Origin of the sequence: Streptomyces griseicoloratus (assembly GCF_014534645.1) — a bacterium.
Taxonomy (GTDB): Bacteria; Actinomycetota; Actinomycetes; order Streptomycetales; family Streptomycetaceae; genus Streptomyces; species Streptomyces griseicoloratus.
Genome location: NZ_JACVQF010000200.1, coordinates 75,946 through 97,422 on the forward strand (window position 1 = coordinate 75,946; position 21,477 = coordinate 97,422).

Consider the following 21,477-nt stretch of genomic DNA (forward strand, 5'->3'; position numbering starts at 1 on the left):
TCAGCGCACGCCGTCCCACAGGAGTCGTTCCTGCGTGCGCGGGTCGCTGACCGGGGTGGCCGCGGGGGTGGTGAAGGTCATCGTGGTGCGGGTCGTGGTGTCGTACGGCTCCCAGCCGGGGCTTCCCGTCTTCGCGAAGGAGACCCACGCCCCGTGCATGGCGTCCGCGAGGGCCTGGGGTGGGTGGGCGCCGAGCATCGGTGCGTAGGACGGGTCGTGGAGGCGGTCGAAGACGAAGGGGAGTTCCAGGGCGTGGCAGGCGCCGAGGGCTCCGTCGAACTGGGGGGAGCGCCAGGAGAATTCGTACAGGTACGAGGCCGGGACGGACTCGGCGAGGCGGATGGCGGGGATGCGGTAGAACCAGTCGGTCGCCACCGCGGAGAGGAGTTCGCCCGGGGTGGCGCCGGGGCGGGCGGCCCGGTAGACGGGGAGGGCCGTGGCAGGATCGAGGCCGTAGGCCGCGGTCATGGCGTGGAGCGTGGATTCGGACAGGGTGTGAAGGCGTTCCGTCGGGACCAGGAAGAGGCGGTACTCCTCCGCGTTGCTGCCGATCAGGAGCTCGACCTCGCAGTCGGGGCCGGGCAGGACAAGAGCGGGCCGCACGGGCTCGAAGGGCATCATGTTGAACGCCGCCTCGCCCCAGCGGGCCGGATCCGGGCGGGCGCTCACTTCCGCGCGCAGTTCCGCCTGGGCCGGGAGGAGTTCCGGCAGGGGGACGGCCGTGAACGCCTCCGGGGTCGGCTCGATGCCCAGTTTCTCCGCCAGGCGGGCCGTGATCAGCGCGGCCGACGACGGGCGCAGGAAGTGGTGGCAGGCCCCGCTCTGCAGGATCGCCCTTCGGAACAGGCCCCGGGCCGCTTCGGTGGTCAGGAGCACGCCGATGCTCATGGCGCCCGCCGACTCGCCGAAGACCGTCACCCGGTCCGGGTCTCCGCCGAAGAAGGCGATGTTGTCCCGGACCCACTGGAGGGCGGCGATCTGGTCGAGCAGACCCCGGTTGTCGGGGCGGCCGGGAAGGTGCAGGAAGCCGTCGGTCCCCAGACGGTAGTTGAGCGTGACGCAGACGACGCCGTCGCGGGCGAAGGCGCCGCCGTCGTACGCGGACGTCGAGCCGGAGCCGTTGGTGAACGCCCCTCCGTGCAGCCACACCATCACGGGCAGCCCGGCGCCCGGCTCCGGAGCCGGGGTCCAGACGTTGAGGTTCAGACAGCCCTCACCCTCGATGCCGTTCTCCGGGATGAGGGCGTCGAAGGGCGGGGCGTAGGGAGCGTGCGGCGACGTCGGGCCGTGGGCCGTGGCGTCGCGCACCCCCGTCCAGGGCTCGGGCGGGGAGGGCTCCCGGAACCGCCGCGCGCCGAAGGGCGCGGCGGCGTACGGGATGCCGAGGAAGGACGTCACTCCGTCGGGAGAGGTGCGGCCGCGGACCGCCCCCTGCCGTGTACCGCACACCGTCATGCCGACAGGATCCCCAGCAGCGCCTCGCGGAATTCCTCGGGGCGTTCGAGGTGCACCGCGTGCCCGGCGTCGGCCACCGCGACCTCCCGCACCCTGCCGCCCGCCGCCGCGTAACGGTCCAGGACGTGACGCGTCTGCGCCACCATCGGCTGCGCCGGTGTGCCGTCCCATCCCGGCACGGCGCCGACCGCACCCAGGTGGGCCAGGTCGAACATCGAGGTGTCCGAGACGATGACGTCGTCCTCGCCTCGTATCCACAGCACCGGCGGCTTGTGGCCGATCAGGTGCAGGTCGTCGATGCGGAAGTGGGTCGGGGCGAGGCAGTTGAGCACGCCGCGCGTGCCGGGTGCGATCCCGGGCCAGTTGGCGGATGCCTCGCTGTCGCCCGGATAGTGATCGTCGCCGGTGCGCGTGGTGAGCATGGACTCGACGTACGTGTCCTCGTGTTCAGGGCGCAGCGGGGGTTTGACGTAGCAGGCGGCCAGGACGGACCGCGGTGAGAACGTGGAGTCCTCGCCGCGGTCGCCCTGGGCGAGCAGCCGCACGAACTCGGGGTTGGCCGTGCCGCCGCCCGATCCGGCCCCGTCCGCGAAGTTGAGGGTTCCGTCCGCTCCTCGCGTACCGCCGAAGCCGTAGGGGGAGACAGGGTTGACGAGGGTGAGGGACCGCACCCGGGCCGGGTGGTCGCGCAGATACTGCATGACCACGCCGCCGCCCATGGACCAGCCGACCAGATGTGCCCGGTCGATCCGGAGGGCGGTGAGCAGTGCGGCGAGGTCGTCGGTGTAGTCCCGCAGGCCCCGTGTGGCGTCGACGGGCAGCGGGTCGGTGCCGCCGAAGCCGCGCAGGTCGACGGCGACGGGGCGGTAGCGGTCCGGCAGTCCGCTCAGGGTGGTGTGCCAGAACGCGGAGGAGGAGACGTTGCCGTGGACGAAGACGACGGCTTCGCCCTCGTCCCTCGCCTCGGTGATCTGCTGGGTCAGTCGGGCGGTGGCGACGCGGCGGGTGCGGAGCGTGGTCATGTGGGGTCCTTCAGGACAGCCAGGTGGCGACCTGGGCGGCGGCTGAGGAGTTCCACCCCAGTTCGAGGTGGTTGGCGCCGAGGATGGTCTCCCTGCCGCCGACTGTGGGGATGCCGGTGGTGTCGAGCGCGCTGTCGATGAAGACGACACCGTCGCTGGGCCCGCGGTTCTCGTTGAAGATGCCGAGCACATCCGGGGATCCGCCGGCCAGCAGGTACGTCGTGACCGAGGCCGGCACCCCGGCGTCGTGCAGCGGCTTGATCAGTGAACCGGCGTCGATGGCGGCCTGGATGCCGCTGCCGGCGGTGTAGAAGCCCTGCCCGCCGTAGTACGTCGTGTACCAGTCCTGGGCGGCGCCGTCGACTCCGTACACCCCGTCCCAGCGGGCCAGCATCTGGCGCTGACCGGGGTAGTTGTCGTAGCCGCCGGACGGTGTCATCGAGAACTCCGGGTGGGCCGTGTACTGCCCGTAGCAGGTCATGCGGGAGTGCGGGGACGGGGCGTTGACCTTGCCTCCGCACTCCGGCCAGATGGAGAAGTCGTGAGCCCAGCCATGGGCGTAGGGGTAGTCGTAGCCGCCGTTCGGGCCGCCGAGGGTGATCAGCCGGCGTACGTCTCCGGCGTATGCCCGTCCCCAGCTCGGCTTCACGGACGACACGTACGCGCGGGTCGACATCTCGCCCTTGCTCCAGCCGACCAGGTCCACCTTGTCGACGCCCAGCTTCGCCTTGATGACGGCGATCGCGTCACCGACGATCTGCGCCTGCATGAGGTTGTCGCCCTGCTTGTGCGCGAAGCCGACGGCGAAGACCCGGTGACCGCGCGCGGAGAGGTACTGCATCAGTCCGGTGGACGGGCAGGTCAGGGCGCCGCAGCCGTAGCCGCCGGACTCGCCGGGGTTGGCCCAGGCACGGTCCGCGGTGTCGTTCGCGCCGTGCACGAGGAGGACGGGGGTGGTGCGGCTGCCGGTGTTCCAGCCGGGGGCCGAGTAGAGCAGGAACGTGCCCGAGGAGGGCCGTGACACGCCGCCGAAGTACGTGACGCGCTTGCCGTCCTGGTCGCCGCGGCCGTCCGGCGGGTAGCCCTCGATGCGGAATCCGCTGGTGGTGTCGAGGTACCGCTCGACACGGTCCCAGCCGTTGGTGACGGTGCCGGTGCCGTAGGCCGCCTCCAGGGTGAGGTACGCGGGTGGTGCGGCGGAGGCGGCCGCCGTCGCGCCGCTCGTGGTGGCGTGCGGCGCCACCACAGCCGCCGTGACGACCCCTGCCACCGCCATGAACCGGGCGGCACGCAGTCGCCACCGGCCCGGACTCCGTCGGTCAGCCATGCCCCGGCCTCTCCGGTTCGTGCGCCCATGGCGCGTCCGCCCGGTGCCGTCCCGCGCACCGGGTGTGCTCACGCTAGGCGGACGGACGGACGGCGGGACATGTGGGCGCGCCACACAAAGGAAGGGACGCGCATGGTCCGGGACTTCATCACAGGCTCCGAAATCCGACCGGGCCTCCGTCGCCCGTTCGGCGCCTCCGCTCCGTGCGGCGCGGGCGAGGGCGAGGGCGGGTCTGCGTCCCCGCCGTCAACGACTCCCCCGCCGGCCCGCGTCTCTCTCCCCCGCACCGACGGGACCGCACTGCTCGCCCTCGCCCTCGGCCGTGTCCCTGCCGCGCCCGACGCGTTCCGGTCCGGATACTGGGCACATGCCCGGCCAACTCCGCGACAGGATCCTGCCGGACCGACAGCGCCGCAGTCTGGAGGACCTCGAACAGGACCTCGATCTGTCGTCGGGAGACAGCCAGGCGAAGCAGTCGGCCTTCTGGACCATGCTCACGCTGTCGTCCGTCATCGCCGCGGGCGGGATCCTGACGGACTCCACCGCCACCGTCATCGGTGCGATGATCATCGCACCGCTGTCCACGCCGATCATGGGCATCGCCCTCGGGACCGTACAGCGCCGTCGCACCACCGCCGTCGCCTTCGTGACACTTGGGTGCCTGCTGGTGATCCTGATCGGCGCGGTGGCCTCACTGGTCGTACCCCAGTCCTACAACCTGCTGACGAACAGCCAGGTCTCCGGGCGGACATCGCCGGGACTGCTGGACCTGATCTCCGCGCTGGCCACCGGCTTCGCCGGCGCCGTGGCGCTGGCCCGCAAGGACGTCGCCGCCGTCCTGCCCGGAGTGGCCATCGCCATCTCCCTTGTCCCGCCCCTCGTGGTCACGGGCGTCTGCGCCGGCCAGACATCGTGGTGGCTCGCCCTGGGCGCCCTGGTGCTCTTCCTGTCCAACCTCCTCGCGCTCGTCTTCGCGGGCATGATCGTCTTCGCTGCCCTCGGATACACCCGAACGGCCGCGCGACGCACCGGGCGAGCGCCACGCCGTGCCTACCTGATGCTGGGACTGCTCTTCCTGGCCGTCCTGCTCCCCCTGGGCGCCAACACGGTGACGACCGTGCTGCTCAGCACATGGACCGCCCGGACCAAGAGCTCCGCGGAGCGATGGCTGTCGCACAGCCCGGGCGCGATGGTCACCAGCGTCGACGCACGGTCCAGAACCCTGTACGTCCATGTGCGCGGCCCCGGCGACCTGCCTCCGATCGAGAGTCTGCTCAGCGACCTCGAAGGCCGGATTCCCGACGGCATCCCCATCGTGGTCGACACGACACGAGGCCGGCAGATCACCGCGGGAGAGGTCGGGAGATGACGTCCCGTTCCCCGGTCTCCTCCAACGCCGGGGACCGAACGTGTTAGCGTTGGTGCCGCAGAGACAACCGGGTCGACTGCGGGACCAGAAGTGGGAGGTGAGTTGATGTCTGCCGTGAAGGCCGCTGCCGTGTGCAGTGCCCGCCGGACCATCCTCACGTCCCGGGCCCCGGTCTGACCTGACGTCGATGCCTCCGCAAGAGCTGTGACCGCTCGCGGGAGGCAGTGCTCTGTGCCTATCGGGGCCCCTTTTCAAGGGTCTCTACGTTGTCTCAACTCCTTTCACACCATGCTCAGCCGTATTCCCTCGGGGACTACGGCTGGGACGAGGCGTGCGAGCACGCCTTCGCACCCCATCGTGCCGCCGGGCTGATCCCTGCCCGCGTCGTACGGGCCGAACGCGGCTCGTGCGAAGCGGTCACCGACGCCGGCACCGTTCGTGCCGAGATTCCCGGCGCCGCCGATCACGGTGATCCACTGTCGGTGCCGTGCACGGGTGACTGGGTGGCTCTGCGCCCTGTCGCCACCGGCGCTGTGCCGGTGTTGCACGCGGTGCTGGAGCGTCGTACCGCGCTGGTGCGCTCGTCCGCTTCGCGTACCTCGTGCGGCCAGGTTCTGGCCGCCAACGTCGACACGGTCGTGGTGACGGTGTCACTCGCGGCTCCCCTCAAGCACGGCCGGACCGAACGCATGCTCGCCCTGGCCTGGGAGAGCGGCGCCCAACCGGTCGTGGTGCTCACCAAGGCCGACGCGTGCGCGGACGTGCCCTCGGCACAGGCCCAGGTGTCCGAGGTCGCTCCCGGCGTGGACGTGCTGGTCACGAGTGCCGTGACCGGGCAGGGCCTGGACACCCTGACCGCCGTCCTGAGCGGCACCGTCGTGCTGCTCGGCCCGTCCGGGGCGGGCAAGTCCACCCTGGGCAATCAGCTGCTGGGTGAGGACCGGCTGGCCACCGGCGCCGTGCGCGAGGCGGACGGCAAGGGCCGGCACACCACCGCCTGGCGGGAGCTGGTCCCGCTGCCCGGCGGCGGCGTCCTGCTGGACACCCCCGGTCTGCGTGCGATCGGTCTGCACGACGCCCAGGACGGACTGGAGCAGACCTTCGCCGAGATCGAGCACCTCGCACAGGACTGCCGGTTCACGGACTGCGCGCACGTGAGCGAACCCGGCTGCGCGGTCCTGTCCGCCGTCGAGGCGGGCGTGATCCCCCGGCGCCGTCTGGACAGCTACCGCCGGCTGCTGCGGGAGAACGCCTACGCCGCCTCCCGCACCGACGCACGGCTGCGCGCCGATCGCGAGGCCGTCCGGAAGGACATCACTCGCCATCTGCGAGCCACCTACCGCTTCCGGGAGCGTCAACCGTGAAGAACGCCGACAACACATCCGGCCACGCTCCCGGCACCGACCCGGTGACGGAGGCACTTCTCGCCCTGCACCACGGCCTGCCCCGGCAGGGCCCGGGCTCGGACACCACCACGCGCCGCATGCTGGAGCTCGCCGGTCCCCTGCCCGATCACCCGCGGGTGCTGGACGCGGGCTGCGGACCCGGCCGCTCCGCCCTGCTGCTGGCCGAGGAAGCCGGCGCGCACGTCACCGCGGTCGACCTGCACCAGCCGTACCTGGACGGCCTCGCCGCCGAGGCGGCCCGCCGGGGCCTGGGCGACCGGGTCACGGTCGTCAACTGCTCGATGGACCGGTTGCCCCAGCCCGAGCACAGCTTCGATGTGATCTGGGCCGAGGGATCCGTCTACACGGTCGGCTTCGACGTCGCCCTGCGCGCCTGGCGCCGCCTGCTCGCCCCCGGCGGTGTCCTCGTCGTCACCGAGCTCGAATGGACCGTGCCCAGTCCCGCCGCCCCGGTGCGCGCCTACTGGGACGCGGCCTACCCGCTGCGCACCCACGCCGAGAACACCGCCGCCGCACAGGCCGCCGGCTACCGGGTGGTCGCGCACTGGCCGCTGCCGGAAAGCGACTGGTGGGACGAGTACTACACGCCGCTCACCCGGCGCATGGCCCGAGCGGACGCGCGGCGGCCCGGCATGCCGGAGGCCCTGGCCGCACACCGGGCGGAGATCGCCATGCGCCGCGACCACGGCAGCGACTACGCCTACGCCGCCTACCTCCTCCGCCCCCACGACACCACTGAGAAGGGAACCATGAGCACCTGGACCGCCCGCCCCGAAACCCCCGACGACATCCCCGCCGTCCGAGACATCCTTCTCGCGGCCTTCCCCACCGCCGCCGAGGCCGGCATCGTCGACGCCCTGCGTGCCGACCCGAAGGCGTGGATCGACGGCCTGTCGGTGGTCGCCGCGGCCCCCGACGGCACCCCGGCCGGGTACGCGCTGCTCTCCCGGTGCCACGTCGACGGTCAGCCCGCCCTCGCCCTGGCCCCCTGCGCGGTGCTGCCCTCCGCCCAGCGCACCGGCGCCGGCTCCGCCGCCATCCGCGCCGCCCTGGACGCCGCCCGGGCCATGGGAGAGAACCTCGTCCTCGTCCTGGGCCACGCCGACTACTACCCGCGGTTCGGCTTCACCCCCGCCTCCCGCTTCGGCATCCGAGCGCCCTTCGAGGTACCCGACGAGGCCATGATGGCCCTGGCCCTCGACGACACCCGGCCCGTCCCGGCCGGCACCATCCACTACCCCGCCGCGTTCGGCGTCTGACCCCTCCTGTGGCGCCCCGGGGCTGGAGCCCTGGGGCGCCACAGCCCCTTCCGGCCGCGTGACGAACGGTGCTTGTACCCTCTCGGGGTGACGCAGCACCTCGTACCCGATGAGCGGCGGCCCGCGAACGAGGGGCGCAAGGCCGCCCCCCGCAATCGGGCCGCTCTGGTCTCCGCGGCCCGGGAGATCTACGCGGAGCACGGTCTGGACGCCCCCCTGTCCGCGATCGCGCGCAGGGCCGGCGTCGGCCAGGGCGTGCTGTACCGGCACTTTCCGGACCGGGCCGCCCTGGTGATCGCCGTACTGGAGGAGAACGTCCGGCAGATCGAGCGGGCAGCGGCGGCGGACGATGCGGAACTCCCCCGCGTCCTCGGTGTGCTGACCTGGCACCAGACGGAGTCGGCCGCCTTCGTGAGCGTCCTGCACGCCGATGTGGCCGGCAGCAACTCCCGGACTCCCGCCTACGTCCTCGCCCTGTCCCAGCGGGTCGAGCGGGCGCTGCGCGGGCTCCTCCCGGACGACCATCCGCTCGCCGCGGAGGCGGACGACCTCATGATCGCCGTCGGCATGGTCTCCGGTGCCGTCACCGGCCCCACGCGCGAGCACCGGGAGCGCCGGGCCCTGGCGGCGTGGCGGCTGCTCGGCGTCGAGGTGGGGCCGGTGCGGCCCTTCGAGGGGTGAGGGGCCTCAGCCGCCGTTGGACTGGCGGATGCCTTCCGCCAGTGCGTCGAAGGTGTACAGGTAGCCGCCCGCGGGTCCGCTGACGGTCATGTAGGCCTTGGTCCCGCCGGGTGTGATGGCCACGTTCGTCGCCGATTCGAGCCCTTCGGCGGCGCGGCCCGGAACCTCGACGGTCGCCAGGCGCTCGCCGTGCTTGTCGTACACCACCATCGCGGGCCGGCCGTGCAGTGCCTGGTAGAGGTTGCCGTCCGCGTCCACCGCGATCGAGTCGGTCTGCGCGATGCCGGCGTCGACCCGGACGGCGGTGTGCCGCGAAGCCACCCCCCCTCGCCGTCCAGGAGGAGGTAGGAGACGCGGTTCTGCGTCAGCTCGCTGAACCACAGCCCGCGGTGGTCGGCGTCGAAGGAGATGCCGTTCGGTGACGCCAGGTCGTCCGCCAGGACGGTGGCGTCCCTGCCCTCACGGTCGATCCGCACCACACGGCCCTTCTCCTCGCCCTCCGACATGCCGCGTGAGTCGCTGATGTACAGGTTGCCCTCCTGGTCGAAGGCGAGGTCGTCGGGGTTCATCCGCGCGCCGTCGACCTCACCGGAGAAGAACGTCCGCGGATCGCTGCCGTCGGGGGCCAGACTCACGATGTCGCCGTGGGAGAAGTCGGTCAGGTAGATCCGTCCGTCGTACGGGCTGAACTGGGCGGAGGTGTAGGTGCCGCGGTCGTCGGTGTGGAACGCGTGTGCCGTCTTCTTCCGGACGTCCACGCGCAGCACCTTCGGCTCGCCCGCGGGCGCCGTGACATCGACGACGAGCAGTTTGCCGTCCTCGTCGAAGACCGGGCCCTCCAGCAGGGTCATGCCGGTCTGCTCGTGGACCTCCGTCAGCCGCATGACCTTCTCCGCACGAAGGGCCCGGTCCGCGCCGGCGGCCCTGTCCGCCGGGGAACCGCCCGTTTCCGTACCGCACCCCGTGAGGGCCAGCAGACCGATCGCGGCGAGCCCGGCGAGAGACCGGGTCGGGAGTCGTCGCATGAGAATCGCTCTTCCTGTTCCGAAGTTCGCGGAAGCAACCTCCGCACCAACCGGACAGCGCTGTCCGGTTCTTGTTACGGTACTGCACGGCTGCTCAAGTCCCGTGGGCTCTAGGGCAGTTCATGGACGAGGTCATCCCTGGCAGCGAACCGGAAGGAACGAGGTCCCCCCACATGACCCATTCACAGGAGCTGTCTCCCGAGGCACTCGCCGAACTCCGCGAGCGTTACCGGACGGAGCGGGAGCGGCGTGTCCGCCCCGACGGCACCCGGCAGTACCTCGGCGCCGACGCCGAGTTCGGCTACTACGCCACCGACCCGTACGCGGGAGAGGTGGCCGAGCGCGAGCCGGTGCGGGACCGCGTGGACGTCGCGGTCGTCGGCGGCGGATTCGGCGGCATCCTCGCGGGGGCGCGTCTGCGCCAGCAGGGTGTCGCACGCGTCCGAGTCGTGGAGAAGGGCGGCGACTTCGGCGGAACGTGGTACTGGAACCGGTACCCGGGCATCCACTGCGACATCGAGTCGCACGTGTACCTGCCGATGCTCGACGAGACCGGCTACGTGCCGCGGTGGAAGTACGCCCCCGGTGAGGAGATCCGCCGGCACGCGGTGCGCATCGCCGAGAAGTTCGACCTCTACGCGGACGCCTTGTTCTCCTCCACGGTCACGGCCTTGGCATGGGACGACACCGCCGAGGCGTGGATCGTCACCACCGACCGGGGCGACGAGTTCCGGGCCACCTACGTCATCACGGCCACCGGCACCCTGACCGAACTGAAGCTGCCCGGTATCCCCGGCATCGAGACGTTCAAGGGCCACACCTTCCACACGTCGCGCTGGGACTACGCCTACACCGGCGGCAGCCCGGACGGCGGGCTGACCGGCCTCGCGGACAAGCGCGTGGGCGTCGTGGGCACCGGCGCCACCGGCGTGCAGGTCGTCCCGAAGCTCGCCGAGGACGCCGGGCACCTCTACGTCTTCCAGCGCACCCCCTCCTCCGTGGACGTGCGCGCCAACCGCCGCACCACCGCCCGCGACGTCGGCGCCGACCACGAGGGCTGGGCACGCGAGCGCCGCGACAACTTCCTGCGCATCGTCTCCGGCGAGACCGTCGAGGAGGACCTCGTCGCGGACCGGTGGACGGCATCGGCCGGCCTGCTGGAGAAGCTTCTGCCCAGCTTCCGCCGGCAGGGCGACCGGGCGGCCTTCGAAGCGGCCTACGAGGTCGCGGACGCCGCCCGGATGAACGAGATCCGCGCCCGCGTCGACCGGATCGTCACCGACCCGGACACGGCGGAGAAACTCAAGCCCTGGTACCGCTACGCGTGCAAGCGCCCCACCTTCTCCGACCTCTACCTCCAGGCGTTCAACCGGGACAACGTCACCCTGGTCGACACCGCCGCCACACACGGCATCGAGCGCATGACCGAGCACGGCGTCCTGGTCGGCGACACGGAGTACCGACTCGACTGCCTGATCTTCGCCACCGGGTTCTCCGTCGGGGTCTCCGGTGTCCACTCCGGCAAGCTGCCGGTGCGCGGACCGGGTGGCGTGCAACTGCAGCAGGAGTGGGCGAAGCGAGGACCGCGGACGCTGCACGGCTTCACCAGCAACGGTTTCCCGAACTTGATCCAGCTGGGTTCGGTGCAGAGCGCCAGCAGCGTCAACTTCACCCATGTGCTGGACGAACACGCCGTCCATGCCGCGGCACTTGTCGCGGCGGCCGAGGCGAAGTGCGCCCTGATCGAACCGTCCCGCGAGGCCGAGGACGCCTGGATCGCCACCCTGGCCGAGGACGCCCCCGACCACGAGTGGTTCCACGCCGAGTGCACCCCCGGCTACTACAACGGCGAAGGACGCGGCCGGCCGAACGGCCCGACCGCCTATCCCCACGGCGCCTTCGCCTTCCATGAACTCCTCAAGCAGTGGCGTGAAGAGTCCATGGACGAGATCCTCCGGCCCAGGACTCCCGCTCAGGGCTAGGCAGTGTCTTTCCGATCATCCGATCGTTGGGTTGGTCGTGAGGGATGGGGAGATATCTGACGCTGCGTGGGCGGTGATCGAGCCGTTGCCGTGCCGCATGGACTCGTGGACGTAGGAGCGGCGTCCCGTGATCACGACAGGAGTGTCATGACACCGTAACCGCGCTTCCCAGGGGGTCGCCGCACCGTTCAGGATGGTGATCGAAGGCAGAGACCAGCCGGAAATGACCAGTCCGGCCCGGCCACATCACCATCAGCAGGGGGAGTCCAACCATGCTTCGCACGCACCGCCGCAAGTCGGTCCTCGCCGCCGCAGCCCTGGTGGCCACGACGATGCTGCTGACCGCCTGTCAGGGAGAGGACGCGGAGGACGGCGGCAAGTCGACCGGGGCCACGGCCTCAGACTCGGCCGCCAAGGGGAAGTCCGACGACGGCGGGAGTGGCACCGGCACCGGCACCGACAGCGAGTCCCCGTCGGGCGAGAAGGGCTCGAAGAGCGGCATGGTGTCGGGCAAGTGGGTCGGCACGGTCTCCTACCTCGCCCCCGGCAAGTACACCGTCACGGACGCGAACGACACGGAGCAGGCGTTCTTCACCTCCGACGACACCGACATCGAGGGCGCGGGCAAGATCTGCGGTGACGCGGACGGCCAGGCCGCCACGCCGTGCACCGAGGAGGAGCTCGAAGCCGCAGCCAAGAAGGGGTTCGGAGCGACGGTCGACGTCAAGGACGGAGTGGCTGTCAGCATCATCGAGGACCACACCGACAGCGGCACCGGTACCGGCGGCGGCAACGGTATGGGCGAGGGCGAGAGGTCGGGGCTCTTCTCCGGCACGCTCGGGTACATGGCCCCGGGCAAGTACTCCCTCAGCCGCGACGGTAACGAGCGTGCGTTCTTCACCACCACCGACACCGTCATTAACGGCGCCGGCTGGATCTGCGGTGACGCGGAGACCGTCACGCCCTGCACCGAGGAAGACCTCGAAGCCGCAGCCAAGAAGGGCAGCGTCGCTGTCGCCGTCCAGGTCGAGGACGGGGTCGCCGTCACCATCGACGAGGAGCACAACTGATCTCGGACCCGAGCGGGGCAACGGGTCGACGTGCTCTCCACGACGCTCCGTGACGGCACCTTCCACGAACTCCGAATTCCACGTCCCGCCCGACGGGAACGCGGCCCGCCCTTCCCGTTCACAGATCCGGTGCCGTCCCTGATCCCTTCGGCTCGTTTCTCGATCAACAGCCGGGGGGCCTCGCTCGTTGCGCTCGCGGACCGTCACCTGATCGGTGGCAAGCTCGGCGGTCGTAGGCCGCGAGCCGTTCGTCAGGTGGGTGCTCGCCTCGTCCAGCAGGTGCAGGGCTTCGTCGGTGGGGCCGGTGCGGCGCTGGGGTCGCGGCCGCGCGGGCCGCGACGGCGAGCATCACCCGGTCTCCGGAGCGGCGGGCCGCGGCGCCGGCCCGGGCCGCGTACGGGCCGGCTGTCTCGGTGCGGCCCTGCTTGACGGCGAGCTGGGAAGCGAGCACCCACACGCCGGCGGCCCGGGCGGAGCCGGCCCGGCCGGGGTCTGCGCCCGCTGGGCGACCCGGGCGCACCTGAGCTGGACGGGGACGAAGGGGAGACGGGTGAGCCCGGCTGTCGCCGGGTCAGTCCGTTTCGTCCTTGATGTATTCGGCGTACTGGTCGGCGGTGAGCAGGCCGTCGGTGCTGGTCGGCCCGTCCGTGCGGAGCACGATCAGCCATCCGTCGTCGTAGGGGGCGTCGTTGACGGGCTCCGGCCTGTCAATGAGGGCCTTGTTCACGTCGACGACCTCGCCGCCCACGGGCGCTTCGACGGTGGTCTGGGTCTTGACCGCCTCCACGATGCCGATCGACTCATCGGCATGGAAGCGGTCGCCTTCCTTATAAGGTGTTTTTGATCCCTGGCCGTGAGGTGTGTACGGCTGGATCATCTGGGCTGTGGGGGCTGATAGGACGGCTCGGCGGTATTGCCAGGAGTGCGGTGATCCGCTGCCGCAGACGATGGCGGCGGAGGCACGGTTCTGTTCGGGTCGGTGCAGGTCAAGGCAGTGGCGGAGGCGTCAGCAGACCCGTGAGCGAGTCATCGCGATACAGCGTGGCGAGCAAGCGGAGTGCCCGGTATGTGGCAGGTCGTGGACGGTGGGGGTGGAGCGTTCGAGGGCGGCGGTGTACTGCTCGGACCGTTGCCGGGTGCGGGCATGCCGTCAGCGACGGGCGTCGCGGAACGGCGTTACGGAAACGCCGTAGCCGAACGTCTCGCGAACACCTTGAACGCCCTTGTTCTTCAGGGAAGTTGGTGGCGACTGACCGGTGCTTCGAGTGCCCCTGGTTCACGCTCTGCCCCGGCGTGTCGCGCCCGCGTCACGGTGGACGGTGACCGGGGCCGGCGCCCCTTTTGATCGGTCACGTCGTGGTGGCCGGGCCGGGCCCGGGCAAGGGCGGTGGTCTTCATGACCGACGTGGCCGACCGGGTCGGGAACGTCACCCGGCAGCGTTACGAACAGCTCGTCACTCAGGCGAAGGACCTGATCGCGCAGGTCGCCCGCGCGCAGTTCGCCCTGGGGGACATGGCGCTGGAGATCGAGCCGATGAGGTCGGTGGGCGGGTCGATGCCGATCGGCACGGACGACCTGTTCACTGTGACGGAGTCGTTGCAGCGGACGACATCGGCGTCGAACGGCGGACGGTCGAGGACTGGCGCTACACCGCCAACCGGTGGCCGAAGGGACGTCGAAAGGAGGGGGTGTCGTTCACGGTCCATCGCGTCCTGGCCTCGGTTGTGGACGAGGGCGAGCGGTGGGCAGCGATCGAAGACGCGCCGTTCAACCCGCGCACCGGCGCGAGGCAGTGGACGCCCGATGGCGCGAAACGGGTCGTCGGCCAGCGCGTCGACCGCCCGGTGACGGTGGATGAGAAGGTCCAGGCTGTCGCCGACCTGACCCGTGATGACGAGGTCGCAGCGCAGGTTGCCACCGATCTGCTGAAGCGGCCGACGGTGACCGAGCACGTCGCTCCGGCCGAGCGGGTGCGGGTTGTCACGGAGCTGACCAGGGACGACACGGTCGCGCAGGAAGTCACGACCAGCTTGTTGCGTCGGCCGGCGGTCGCCCGGACGGCGATGCGGGACGACACCACCCGGATGCTCGTCAACCGTGCACAGTTCGACAACGCGAACGAGACGCGTGAGCGGATCCGGGAACGCACTCCGGCCGTCCGCGCGATCGAGCACACCATCGAGTACCTCGACCTGGTCGGCTCCTGTCACGGTTTCGTCGCCGCCCTGGGCCGACTGGTCCCGCAAATGCGCGGGCAGGAGTTCACCGAGGACGAGCGCGAGACCGTCCGCCGGCAGATCGGCCGGGTACGCGCCGCGGCGGACTGGCTCGAAGGAGCCCTCGACAATGGCGAGTTCACCCTGGACGAGCAGCTCGTGCAGCTCCTCAAGGGCGAGGAGTAGCCGTGCCGCGGCGCCGGGAGGCCCGGCCGCTGGCCGAGCACTACGGCGACCTGGTCCGTGTCGCCCTGATGGAAGCACGCCCCGCGGGTCTGCACACTTACCAGCGCATGGCCGCCACCCGTCTGACCCGCGCGCAGGTCGGCCGGGGCATCCGGCACGTCCGCGACATCGTCGCCGCGGAGAACCTGACGCCGATCACCTGGACCCGCGTGGACGGCTTCATGTTCTCCGACGACCCCGCGGACTGGATTGAGTACGACGAGCGCCAGTTCCGGCAGATCCTCGGCCGGCTCGCCCGGGTGATCACGGGCACGCTCGACCCGCACCTGGCCCGCTACCCCGACGACGAATGGGCCCAGCTCGCCACCGCCCAGCTCACCGGCGTCCGCGCCACCCTCGCCCAGCTCTCCAAACAGCCCCGCCCACCGCCGATCACCCATGCCGAGCCCGCCATGCCCGCTGCTTCCCGACGCCGCCGCTACCCCTCCGACACATCCGTCGCTGAATGGGCCCTCCTAAAACCCTTGCTGCCGGTCCCGGCCTGCCAGACCAAGACCGGCGGTCACCCGGAGAAGTGGCCCAGGCGGGAGATCGTCGACGGCATCCGCTACATCGTCGACAACGGCGCGAAGTGGCGGGCCCTGCCCGCGGACCTTCCCCCGTGGGAGACGGTTTACGGGTTCTTCTGGAGGTGGAACCGGGCCGGGGTCGTCACCTACATCCGTGACCAGCTCCGCCGGAGGATCCGTACCGGCAAGGGCCGCTGCCCGCACCCGGTGACGCTGATCGTCGACTCCCAGTCGGTCAAGGGAGCCTCCACGGTCGGCCGCAACAGCCGAGGCTACGACGCCGCGAAAAAAATCAATGGTCGTAAGCGACATATCACCGTGGACACGCTCGGCCTGCCCGTGATGATCACGGTGACGCCCGCCGACATCCAGGACCGCGACGCCGCCCGCGACGTGTTCTGGCGCCTGCGCCTCACCCAGCCGCAGATCACCCAGGTCTGGGCCGACCGCGGCTACGCCGGCGACCTCGTCGACTGGGCCCGCGACCGCCTCTGGCTCACCCTGCGCATCGTCTCCCGGCCCAAAGGCGTCAAGGTTTTCGTCGTCCTGCCCCGGCGTTGGAAAGTCGAGCGCACCATCGGCTGGTGCATGAACGCCCGCCGCAACGCACGCGACTACGAACGTCTGCCCCAGCACTCCGAAGCCCACCTGAACTGGGCGCTCATCACCACGATGACCCGCCGCCTCACTCGCAAAAGTCCCCGCACCAGTCAGTGGACGAAAAAGCCACCAACCGGGCACTGATGCCGGTTCTACCTGGCGGACTCCGATCCGTAACGCTGCAGCCGCCCGCCGAGCAGCACCGCGAAGGCCCCGGCGGTCAGCAGCCCGCCGGCCAGGAAGGTGTCCCGCACGTCGGACAGCGGCAGAATCAGTCCCCCGAGCGCGGCGCCCGCCGCGATTCCGGCGTTATAGGAACCGGAGTTTGCTGCGAGTGCGATATCTGTGCGGCCCGGTGCACAGCGCAGCATCGCGTTCTGGGTAGTCATGAACACCGGCCCGAGCGCACCGCCCATCAGCGCCAGGAACACCACCGCGGCCACCGGATCGGTGCCGGCCGCATACAGGCCGAGCATGCCCACTGCCTGCGTGGCCACGGCTGTCACCAGCGCAGACTGCGCAATGCGGTCGAGCAATGCCCCGGTGATGCTCACCCCGGCCAGACACGCCACGCCGAAAGCCACAAACAGGGCGCTGACAATGTTCGGGGAGAACCCGCTCACGTCGCCCAGGAACTTCACCATGTACGTGTATCCCGTGAACGCCCCGGTGGCGGACAGACCCCCGGCCACAAGCACCGTTGCGAACCGGCGGGCGTCGGGGCTCGTTCCGTAGGCGGCTGGTTCTTCTTCCGGACGCGAGGTCGGCAGCAGAACAGCGATCGTCACCAGAGAGACAAGACCCAGAGCCGCCAGCGTGGCGACGGGCACCCGCCAGTCGCTCTGCTGGCCCAGCCAAGTTCCGGCAGGAACACCGAGTACCAGGGCCAGCGAACCAGCGACGGATAGCGCCCCGACCACACGCCCACGGACCTCGGGCGCGAACAGGCCGACCGCGACCGGTCCCATCACGGCCCAGAACAGCGCCTGGGCGAGCGCTGTCAGTAGCCGCGCCGCGAGGAGCAGCCAGTAGGAGGTGGCAAGCGCCGCACCCAGACTGGACACGACCAACGCGGCCAGCAGTCCCGTGAGCACGTGACGTCGAGGCACAGCCCGCACAAAGTGGGCGAGTGGCACAGACGCCACGGCCACCGTCACGCCGTAACCGGTAACCAGGAGACCGACTGCTGACAGGGACACCCGAACGCTCTCGGAGATGAGTTCCAACAGTCCGACCGGCAGGTTCTCCGCAGTATTGAAGGTGAAGGCCGCCAGCATCAGGGCCGCGAGCACCGCCAACGCGTGCCATGGAGCCGGTTGCCCCGCGACCGCACCGCTTCTTCCTGCCCTCTCTCGTCGCGCCTGCTCCCTGGCACCGTCCATGGAGGTACCTCACCGGGCTCACCGGCCCCACCGCAACCGAATTCGTCTGCCAGGCGTGGCGAGCGCAGCAGAACAGGCATGACCTTCGATATCGCCCAATGCCTCCGGGCGCGAGAACTCCTGCTTACTCAACGCCTGGAGGCACACGTGTGGCCTGGTGGTAGTACATCCGCCACCCCACGGCTCCCTCTCCCTTGCGCCAGATCGAACTGTGCCTCGTCCTACGCTCGCCGAGCATGGTTTCGAACGTCAGATGCACCAGACCCGGCGCGAGCAGGACACCCGAGATATCTGAGGGCTCGAAGCGGGGAGCGTCCAGCGAACTGCCCGGATGGTCAGGCAGTTCGGCAAGCATGGCCTCGTACGTCCACCGCCGCCCGGACCCGCCGACCTCCACAAACTCTGGATCGAGGAGCTGCCCGGCGAGTTCCCGGGAGGCGCGGACACGCGGGTCCATGAGCTGCAACTCGCCCGCGATCGCGTGGTTCACATCGTCTGTTGCACCGTCCATGAACGAATCTCACCGGGTGCCCCGTCCCGCCGCAACCGAGTTTGTCTGCCACCAAACAGCGCCGTGCTCAATCAACGATCAACCTGCAACATCGCGCACTCACTCCGGTTCGAAAACACCTACTTAGCCAGGTCAGCGATTCCGGCTCGCCCACCGCGCCGAGCTTGTCCACCGACAGACGGGCGCGTCCGCCGCCCTCGGGGACGACGATCTCCACCTTCGCGTCGGCGCCGGCTTCCAAAGGCGGTCGGCCATCTGTCGCCACGCCGCATCCAGCGCGCGGGTGAGCTGGGCCAGGTGCTCGCCGGCGTCCTCGGTCAGGGACAGACCCGCGAGCACATCCGCGCGCATCGCCTCCCACCGCGGCCCGTCCAGCAACCGAGCGTGCGGGTCGGCCCACCGGTTGGACGGGGAGGCGAACACGTCGCGCCGGTTCAGGGCGCGGTGCAGCTGCTCGAGGACGCACACCACGTACGCGTCGCGGTCGACCGCGCCCTGCGGCAGTTTGGCGTTGGAGAACACCGCGCGCTTCCACATCGCCGGGACCAGCTCGGCGTCGACCTCGCGGGGCAGCAGCGGCCGGTCCTTGACCCGGCGCCGGGACAGCGCGGGCAGGCTGCGCACCGCCTTCAGGATGCGCCGCCCGGCCGGCGCGGCACCCAGCACATCCGACTCGCCCAGCAGCGACAAGAACGGGCGCACGGTGTTGCAGCGCAGGACCAGCTTCTCCCGCGTCGCCGCCTCGGCCGACCCGTCGTCCTCGGGCACCAGGGCCTCCACCGTCGCGACCGCCGAGGAGACCGCCGTACGCGGCACGGCCTCCTCCACCGCCGCCCACAGCGCGGCCACATCCAGATCGGTGCCGTGCTCGGCGACCAGGTCCAGCTCCTCGGTGAGGATCTTCGACGCCTTCGCCAGGATCCGGGCCGCCTTCTCCAACTGCGGCAGCATCGCCAGGCGCTCCCGGTCCGACGCCCGCCTGGCGGGGCTGATCAGCCGGTTCGCCATCAGCACCGCGAACAGGTCCAGGGCGTCGTCGACCGCCTGCGCCTCCAGCTGCCGCACCACCGCCGTCAGCAGCGCGGTCCGCCGCGGCTCCGGCGCCCGCTCAATCGTCTGCGCCTTGCTCACCTGCCCGTACCGGGCCAGCGCGGACAGCCGGTTCACCAGCACCCGCGACAGGTTCACCCGGCCCAGCGCGAACGCGGAGATCTCCTCCACCCGCTCCATGGCCCGCACCATCGCCGTGGCCGTCGACTTCGTCGGCGGCGTGCGCAGCCGCTCCAGCTCCGAGACCCGCTTGCCCTCCGGCACCGACAGCAGCTCCGCCGGCGCCGGCGCGAGCGCCGGAACTGCAGGTTTCACCCGAGGAGGTGACGGCGGCAGCCCGCTGCTGCCATGGGTGACTTCGCCGTCGGGCCTGCGGTTCGGCCGGCCGCCGCCGGGTGCGGGACTGCCTAACGCGCCTCAGCGGCACCACCACAACCAGGCGCACCGTAGAGCTCTGCGACCGGCGGCTCGCGCAACGTCCTACCTTGCCCCTGCTGCCACCGCGTCCTCGCCGGACCACGAGGCCCGGGGAGAGCCGTCGAAACGAGGGAGGGCTACCCGTGGCCGGGGCCGGCGGCCTGGTGCGGGTCTCGGGACGGCGAGCGCCTTCTGGCGCTTGCTCTGCCAGGGGCCGCTGTTGCCGGGGAGAAGAAGGGGCAGACGTCGGTCACGGGCGGGTCGATGAGGAGAGACACCCTGCAAGGCTGCTGGTCGGAGTGACGATCGCGGTGCCGATCGTGGTGTACACGGTGGCGCGGAGGACTTCCGCGACGGCTCAAAACGGGGTCGGTGGGGCTCCAGCGGGTCCAGCCGCCGGTCTGTTCACAGGCATGATCAGCTCCCCTTTCAAGAGGGTGCACCCGCCCAGGCGGTCAACGCCTGGACCCGCTCGTCGCTGCGTGCCGCGGCGTCGGTGGTACGGGTGGCCCACGCGACGTGGCCGTCGGGGCGTACGAGAACCTCGGTCACTCCGTCAAGATCCGCGTGCTCGTCGTACTCGTCAACGGTGACGGCCGTGACCCGCGAGCCCCAGCCTGCGTCGACGGCCTCCCGAAGGGCCGGGTCCCCGGCCAGAGCGAGCAGAATGAAGCGGCCCTGGGCGAGCAGTTCGTACACCCGCGTCGCCTCCGAACCGGCGGCGGCCAGCCCGACATCGGGCATACGCCGCCCCACCAGCGGATCGGCGTCCGAGGCCGCCGGCGGATAGTGGGTGCCGAGCGCGGAGACCTGATCGGCGAGCCGGCGGTTGACCTCCGCCATGCCCAGCAAATGGTCGAGGAGCTTGCGCAGGGCCGCGGCCGGGCGCTGGTACTGACCGACCAGCGTCAGTTCCGCCAGCAGAGTCTGAACCTCGGTGTTCTCGGTCACCGACTGGCCGACCGGCCGGCGCTCCCCGTCGTAACTGTCCAGCAGCCCGGGCGGGGCCCAGCCGCCCATGACGGCGGCCAGCTTCCACCCCAGGTTCATGGCGTCCTGGAGCCCGGTGTTGAGCCCCTGGCCCGCCGCCGGGAAGTGGATGTGGGCGGCGTCGCCCGCCAGCAGGATGCGTCCCGAACGGTAGCTCTCCGCGAGCCGGGTGGCATTGCCGAAGCGCGACAGCCAGCGGGGCTCGGCGATCCCGCAGTCGGAGCCGGTGATCCGGGTGAGCGACGTACGGAACTCCTCCAGGGTCACGGGCTCCCGGGCCGGCACCCGTATCCGCTCCGGATCCAGGTAGACGAACCGGGTGAGCCCTCCTTCCAGCGGCGCGACGATCACGCCACGGGCCCGTGCCGCATCGAGGGCGCCGGGCTCTGGGTCGACGACCGCGAAGTCGCCGAGCACCCCGGTCAGGGTCTCGTCGGTGCCAGGGAAGTCGATCCCTGCGGCCTGCCGCACGACGCTGCGGCCACCGTCGCACCCGACCGTGTAAAGACCGCGCACGGTCTCGGTGCCGCCGCCGGGGACGCGCGCCTCCACCTCGACCCCGTCGCCGTCCTGGCTCACGCCGAGGGCCTCGTATCCCCGGCTGATCTCCACCCCCAGCTCGTGCGCCCGCTCCTCAAGGATCGTCTCGGTGCGCGCCTGGGCCAGGAAGAGGGTGTAGCCGTGCCGGGAGTCGAGTGTGCTGAAGTCCAGCTGGGTGGGCAGCCCCGCGAAGTGCCAGCCCGGCACGGTCCGGCCGAGCGGGAGGAACCGGTCGAGCAGCCCCCGCTGGTCCATCAGTTCCACGCTGCGCGGGTGCAGGCTCAGCGCCCGCGAATCGCGCTGCGGTTCGGTGCGGCGCTCCAGGATCCGAGTCCGTACGCCCGCCAGTGCCAGCTCGCAGGCGAGCATCAGCCCGGTCGGGCCCGCGCCCACGACGATCACATCGGTGTTCATCGGAG

At 70.9% G+C, this 21,477-nt stretch carries 16 protein-coding genes and 2 pseudogenes; 8 read left to right on the plus strand and 10 right to left on the minus strand.

Going from position 1 to position 21,477, the window contains the following annotated elements:
• The 3 genes from H0H10_RS20830 to H0H10_RS20840 are packed head-to-tail and all read right to left on the minus strand — an operon-like array spanning position 1 to position 3,804.
• Entirely contained in the window at positions 1-1,455 is a 1,455-nt protein-coding gene (locus H0H10_RS20830; protein ID WP_188182545.1) for a carboxylesterase/lipase family protein, read from the minus strand.
• Positions 1,452-2,477: an alpha/beta fold hydrolase gene (locus tag H0H10_RS20835; RefSeq protein WP_188182546.1), complete on the minus strand. Its 1,026-nt coding sequence runs from the start codon at positions 2,475-2,477 to the stop codon at positions 1,452-1,454. Before H0H10_RS20835 ends, H0H10_RS20830 begins: the two co-directional genes overlap by 4 nt.
• A gap of 10 nt (positions 2,478-2,487) precedes the next feature.
• Positions 2,488-3,804 (minus strand): esterase/lipase family protein, encoded by a 1,317-nt coding sequence (locus H0H10_RS20840; protein WP_223180186.1) that lies wholly within the window; start codon positions 3,802-3,804, stop codon positions 2,488-2,490.
• A 367-nt stretch (positions 3,805-4,171) separates the two neighbouring features.
• Here H0H10_RS20840 and H0H10_RS20845 point away from each other — a divergent pair, with 367 nt between their 5' ends.
• The 4 genes from H0H10_RS20845 (at position 4,172) to H0H10_RS20860 (ending at position 8,519) form a co-directional block, all read left to right on the plus strand.
• The gene (locus tag H0H10_RS20845; protein ID WP_188182547.1) at positions 4,172-5,173 is read left to right on the plus strand and encodes a DUF389 domain-containing protein; all 1,002 of its coding nucleotides are present in this window, start codon (positions 4,172-4,174) and stop codon (positions 5,171-5,173) included.
• A gap of 266 nt (positions 5,174-5,439) precedes the next feature.
• A complete protein-coding gene (rsgA, locus tag H0H10_RS20850; protein WP_188182548.1) occupies positions 5,440-6,537 on the plus strand; it encodes a ribosome small subunit-dependent GTPase A in 1,098 nt (365 codons plus the stop codon).
• Positions 6,534-7,838, plus strand: coding sequence for a GNAT family N-acetyltransferase (locus H0H10_RS20855; RefSeq protein WP_309141856.1), 1,305 nt, complete (start codon positions 6,534-6,536; stop codon positions 7,836-7,838). Before rsgA ends, H0H10_RS20855 begins: the two co-directional genes overlap by 4 nt.
• A gap of 87 nt (positions 7,839-7,925) precedes the next feature.
• Positions 7,926-8,519 carry a TetR/AcrR family transcriptional regulator gene (locus H0H10_RS20860; protein WP_188182549.1) on the plus strand — a complete coding sequence of 198 codons (594 nt, stop codon included), beginning with the start codon at positions 7,926-7,928 and terminating at the stop codon, positions 8,517-8,519.
• Positions 8,520-8,525: 6 nt separating this feature from the next.
• Here H0H10_RS20860 and H0H10_RS20865 read toward each other — a convergent pair.
• A pseudogene (locus H0H10_RS20865) lies at positions 8,526-9,544 on the minus strand (SMP-30/gluconolactonase/LRE family protein).
• A 173-nt stretch (positions 9,545-9,717) separates the two neighbouring features.
• Here H0H10_RS20865 and H0H10_RS20870 point away from each other — a divergent pair.
• Together H0H10_RS20870 and H0H10_RS20875 are read left to right on the plus strand one after the other, a co-directional pair.
• The gene (locus H0H10_RS20870; protein ID WP_188182550.1) at positions 9,718-11,526 is read left to right on the plus strand and encodes a flavin-containing monooxygenase; all 1,809 of its coding nucleotides are present in this window, start codon (positions 9,718-9,720) and stop codon (positions 11,524-11,526) included.
• A 272-nt stretch (positions 11,527-11,798) separates the two neighbouring features.
• The gene (locus H0H10_RS20875) at positions 11,799-12,596 is read left to right on the plus strand and encodes a hypothetical protein (RefSeq protein WP_188182551.1); all 798 of its coding nucleotides are present in this window, start codon (positions 11,799-11,801) and stop codon (positions 12,594-12,596) included.
• 571 nt (positions 12,597-13,167) lie between these two features.
• Here the strand turns inward: H0H10_RS20875 and H0H10_RS20880 are convergent.
• Entirely contained in the window at positions 13,168-13,473 is a 306-nt protein-coding gene (locus H0H10_RS20880) for a glycine cleavage system protein H (protein WP_188182552.1), read from the minus strand.
• A 581-nt stretch (positions 13,474-14,054) separates the two neighbouring features.
• On the minus strand, positions 14,055-14,180 hold the full coding sequence (locus H0H10_RS40985; RefSeq protein ID WP_309141857.1) for a hypothetical protein: 126 nt from the start codon (positions 14,178-14,180) through the stop codon (positions 14,055-14,057).
• A 105-nt stretch (positions 14,181-14,285) separates the two neighbouring features.
• On the opposite strand from H0H10_RS40985, the gene H0H10_RS20885 reads away from it, so the two are divergent.
• On the plus strand, positions 14,286-14,999 hold the full coding sequence (locus H0H10_RS20885; protein WP_309141858.1) for a DUF6192 family protein: 714 nt from the start codon (positions 14,286-14,288) through the stop codon (positions 14,997-14,999).
• A 452-nt stretch (positions 15,000-15,451) separates the two neighbouring features.
• Entirely contained in the window at positions 15,452-16,312 is an 861-nt protein-coding gene (locus tag H0H10_RS20895) for an IS5 family transposase (RefSeq protein WP_188182934.1), read from the plus strand.
• A gap of 8 nt (positions 16,313-16,320) precedes the next feature.
• Here the strand turns inward: H0H10_RS20895 and H0H10_RS20900 are convergent, their stop codons facing one another.
• The 4 genes and pseudogenes from H0H10_RS20900 to H0H10_RS20915 all read right to left on the minus strand — a co-directional run bounded on the left by H0H10_RS20900 (position 16,321) and on the right by H0H10_RS20915 (position 21,472).
• Positions 16,321-17,445: an MFS transporter gene (locus tag H0H10_RS20900; RefSeq protein ID WP_188182935.1), complete on the minus strand. Its 1,125-nt coding sequence runs from the start codon at positions 17,443-17,445 to the stop codon at positions 16,321-16,323.
• A gap of 229 nt (positions 17,446-17,674) precedes the next feature.
• On the minus strand, positions 17,675-18,061 hold the full coding sequence (locus tag H0H10_RS20905; RefSeq protein ID WP_188182553.1) for a nuclear transport factor 2 family protein: 387 nt from the start codon (positions 18,059-18,061) through the stop codon (positions 17,675-17,677).
• 124 nt (positions 18,062-18,185) lie between these two features.
• A pseudogene (locus H0H10_RS20910) lies at positions 18,186-19,417 on the minus strand (Tn3 family transposase); the annotation flags it as partial.
• A 540-nt stretch (positions 19,418-19,957) separates the two neighbouring features.
• On the minus strand, positions 19,958-21,472 hold the full coding sequence (locus H0H10_RS20915) for a monooxygenase (RefSeq protein ID WP_188182555.1): 1,515 nt from the start codon (positions 21,470-21,472) through the stop codon (positions 19,958-19,960).
• Positions 21,473-21,477: the final 5 nt, after the last annotated feature.

Bases quoted from the DNA above. Each gene is read 5' to 3' on its own strand.
- H0H10_RS20840 (WP_223180186.1), bottom strand. From the start codon at position 3,804: ATGGCTGACCGACGGAGTCCGGGCCGGTGGCGACTGCGTGCCGCCCGG.
- H0H10_RS20895 (WP_188182934.1), top strand. From the start codon at position 15,452: ATGCCCGCTGCTTCCCGACGCCGCCGCTACCCCTCCGACACATCCGTC.
- H0H10_RS20875 (WP_188182551.1), top strand. From the start codon at position 11,799: ATGCTTCGCACGCACCGCCGCAAGTCGGTCCTCGCCGCCGCAGCCCTG.
- H0H10_RS20915 (WP_188182555.1), bottom strand. From the start codon at position 21,472: ATGAACACCGATGTGATCGTCGTGGGCGCGGGCCCGACCGGGCTGATG.
- H0H10_RS20835 (WP_188182546.1), bottom strand. From the start codon at position 2,477: ATGACCACGCTCCGCACCCGCCGCGTCGCCACCGCCCGACTGACCCAG.
- H0H10_RS20845 (WP_188182547.1), top strand. From the start codon at position 4,172: ATGCCCGGCCAACTCCGCGACAGGATCCTGCCGGACCGACAGCGCCGC.
- H0H10_RS20905 (WP_188182553.1), bottom strand. From the start codon at position 18,061: ATGGACGGTGCAACAGACGATGTGAACCACGCGATCGCGGGCGAGTTG.
- H0H10_RS20870 (WP_188182550.1), top strand. From the start codon at position 9,718: ATGACCCATTCACAGGAGCTGTCTCCCGAGGCACTCGCCGAACTCCGC.
- H0H10_RS20880 (WP_188182552.1), bottom strand. From the start codon at position 13,473: ATGATCCAGCCGTACACACCTCACGGCCAGGGATCAAAAACACCTTAT.
- H0H10_RS20830 (WP_188182545.1), bottom strand. From the start codon at position 1,455: ATGACGGTGTGCGGTACACGGCAGGGGGCGGTCCGCGGCCGCACCTCT.
- H0H10_RS20900 (WP_188182935.1), bottom strand. From the start codon at position 17,445: ATGCTGGCGGCCTTCACCTTCAATACTGCGGAGAACCTGCCGGTCGGA.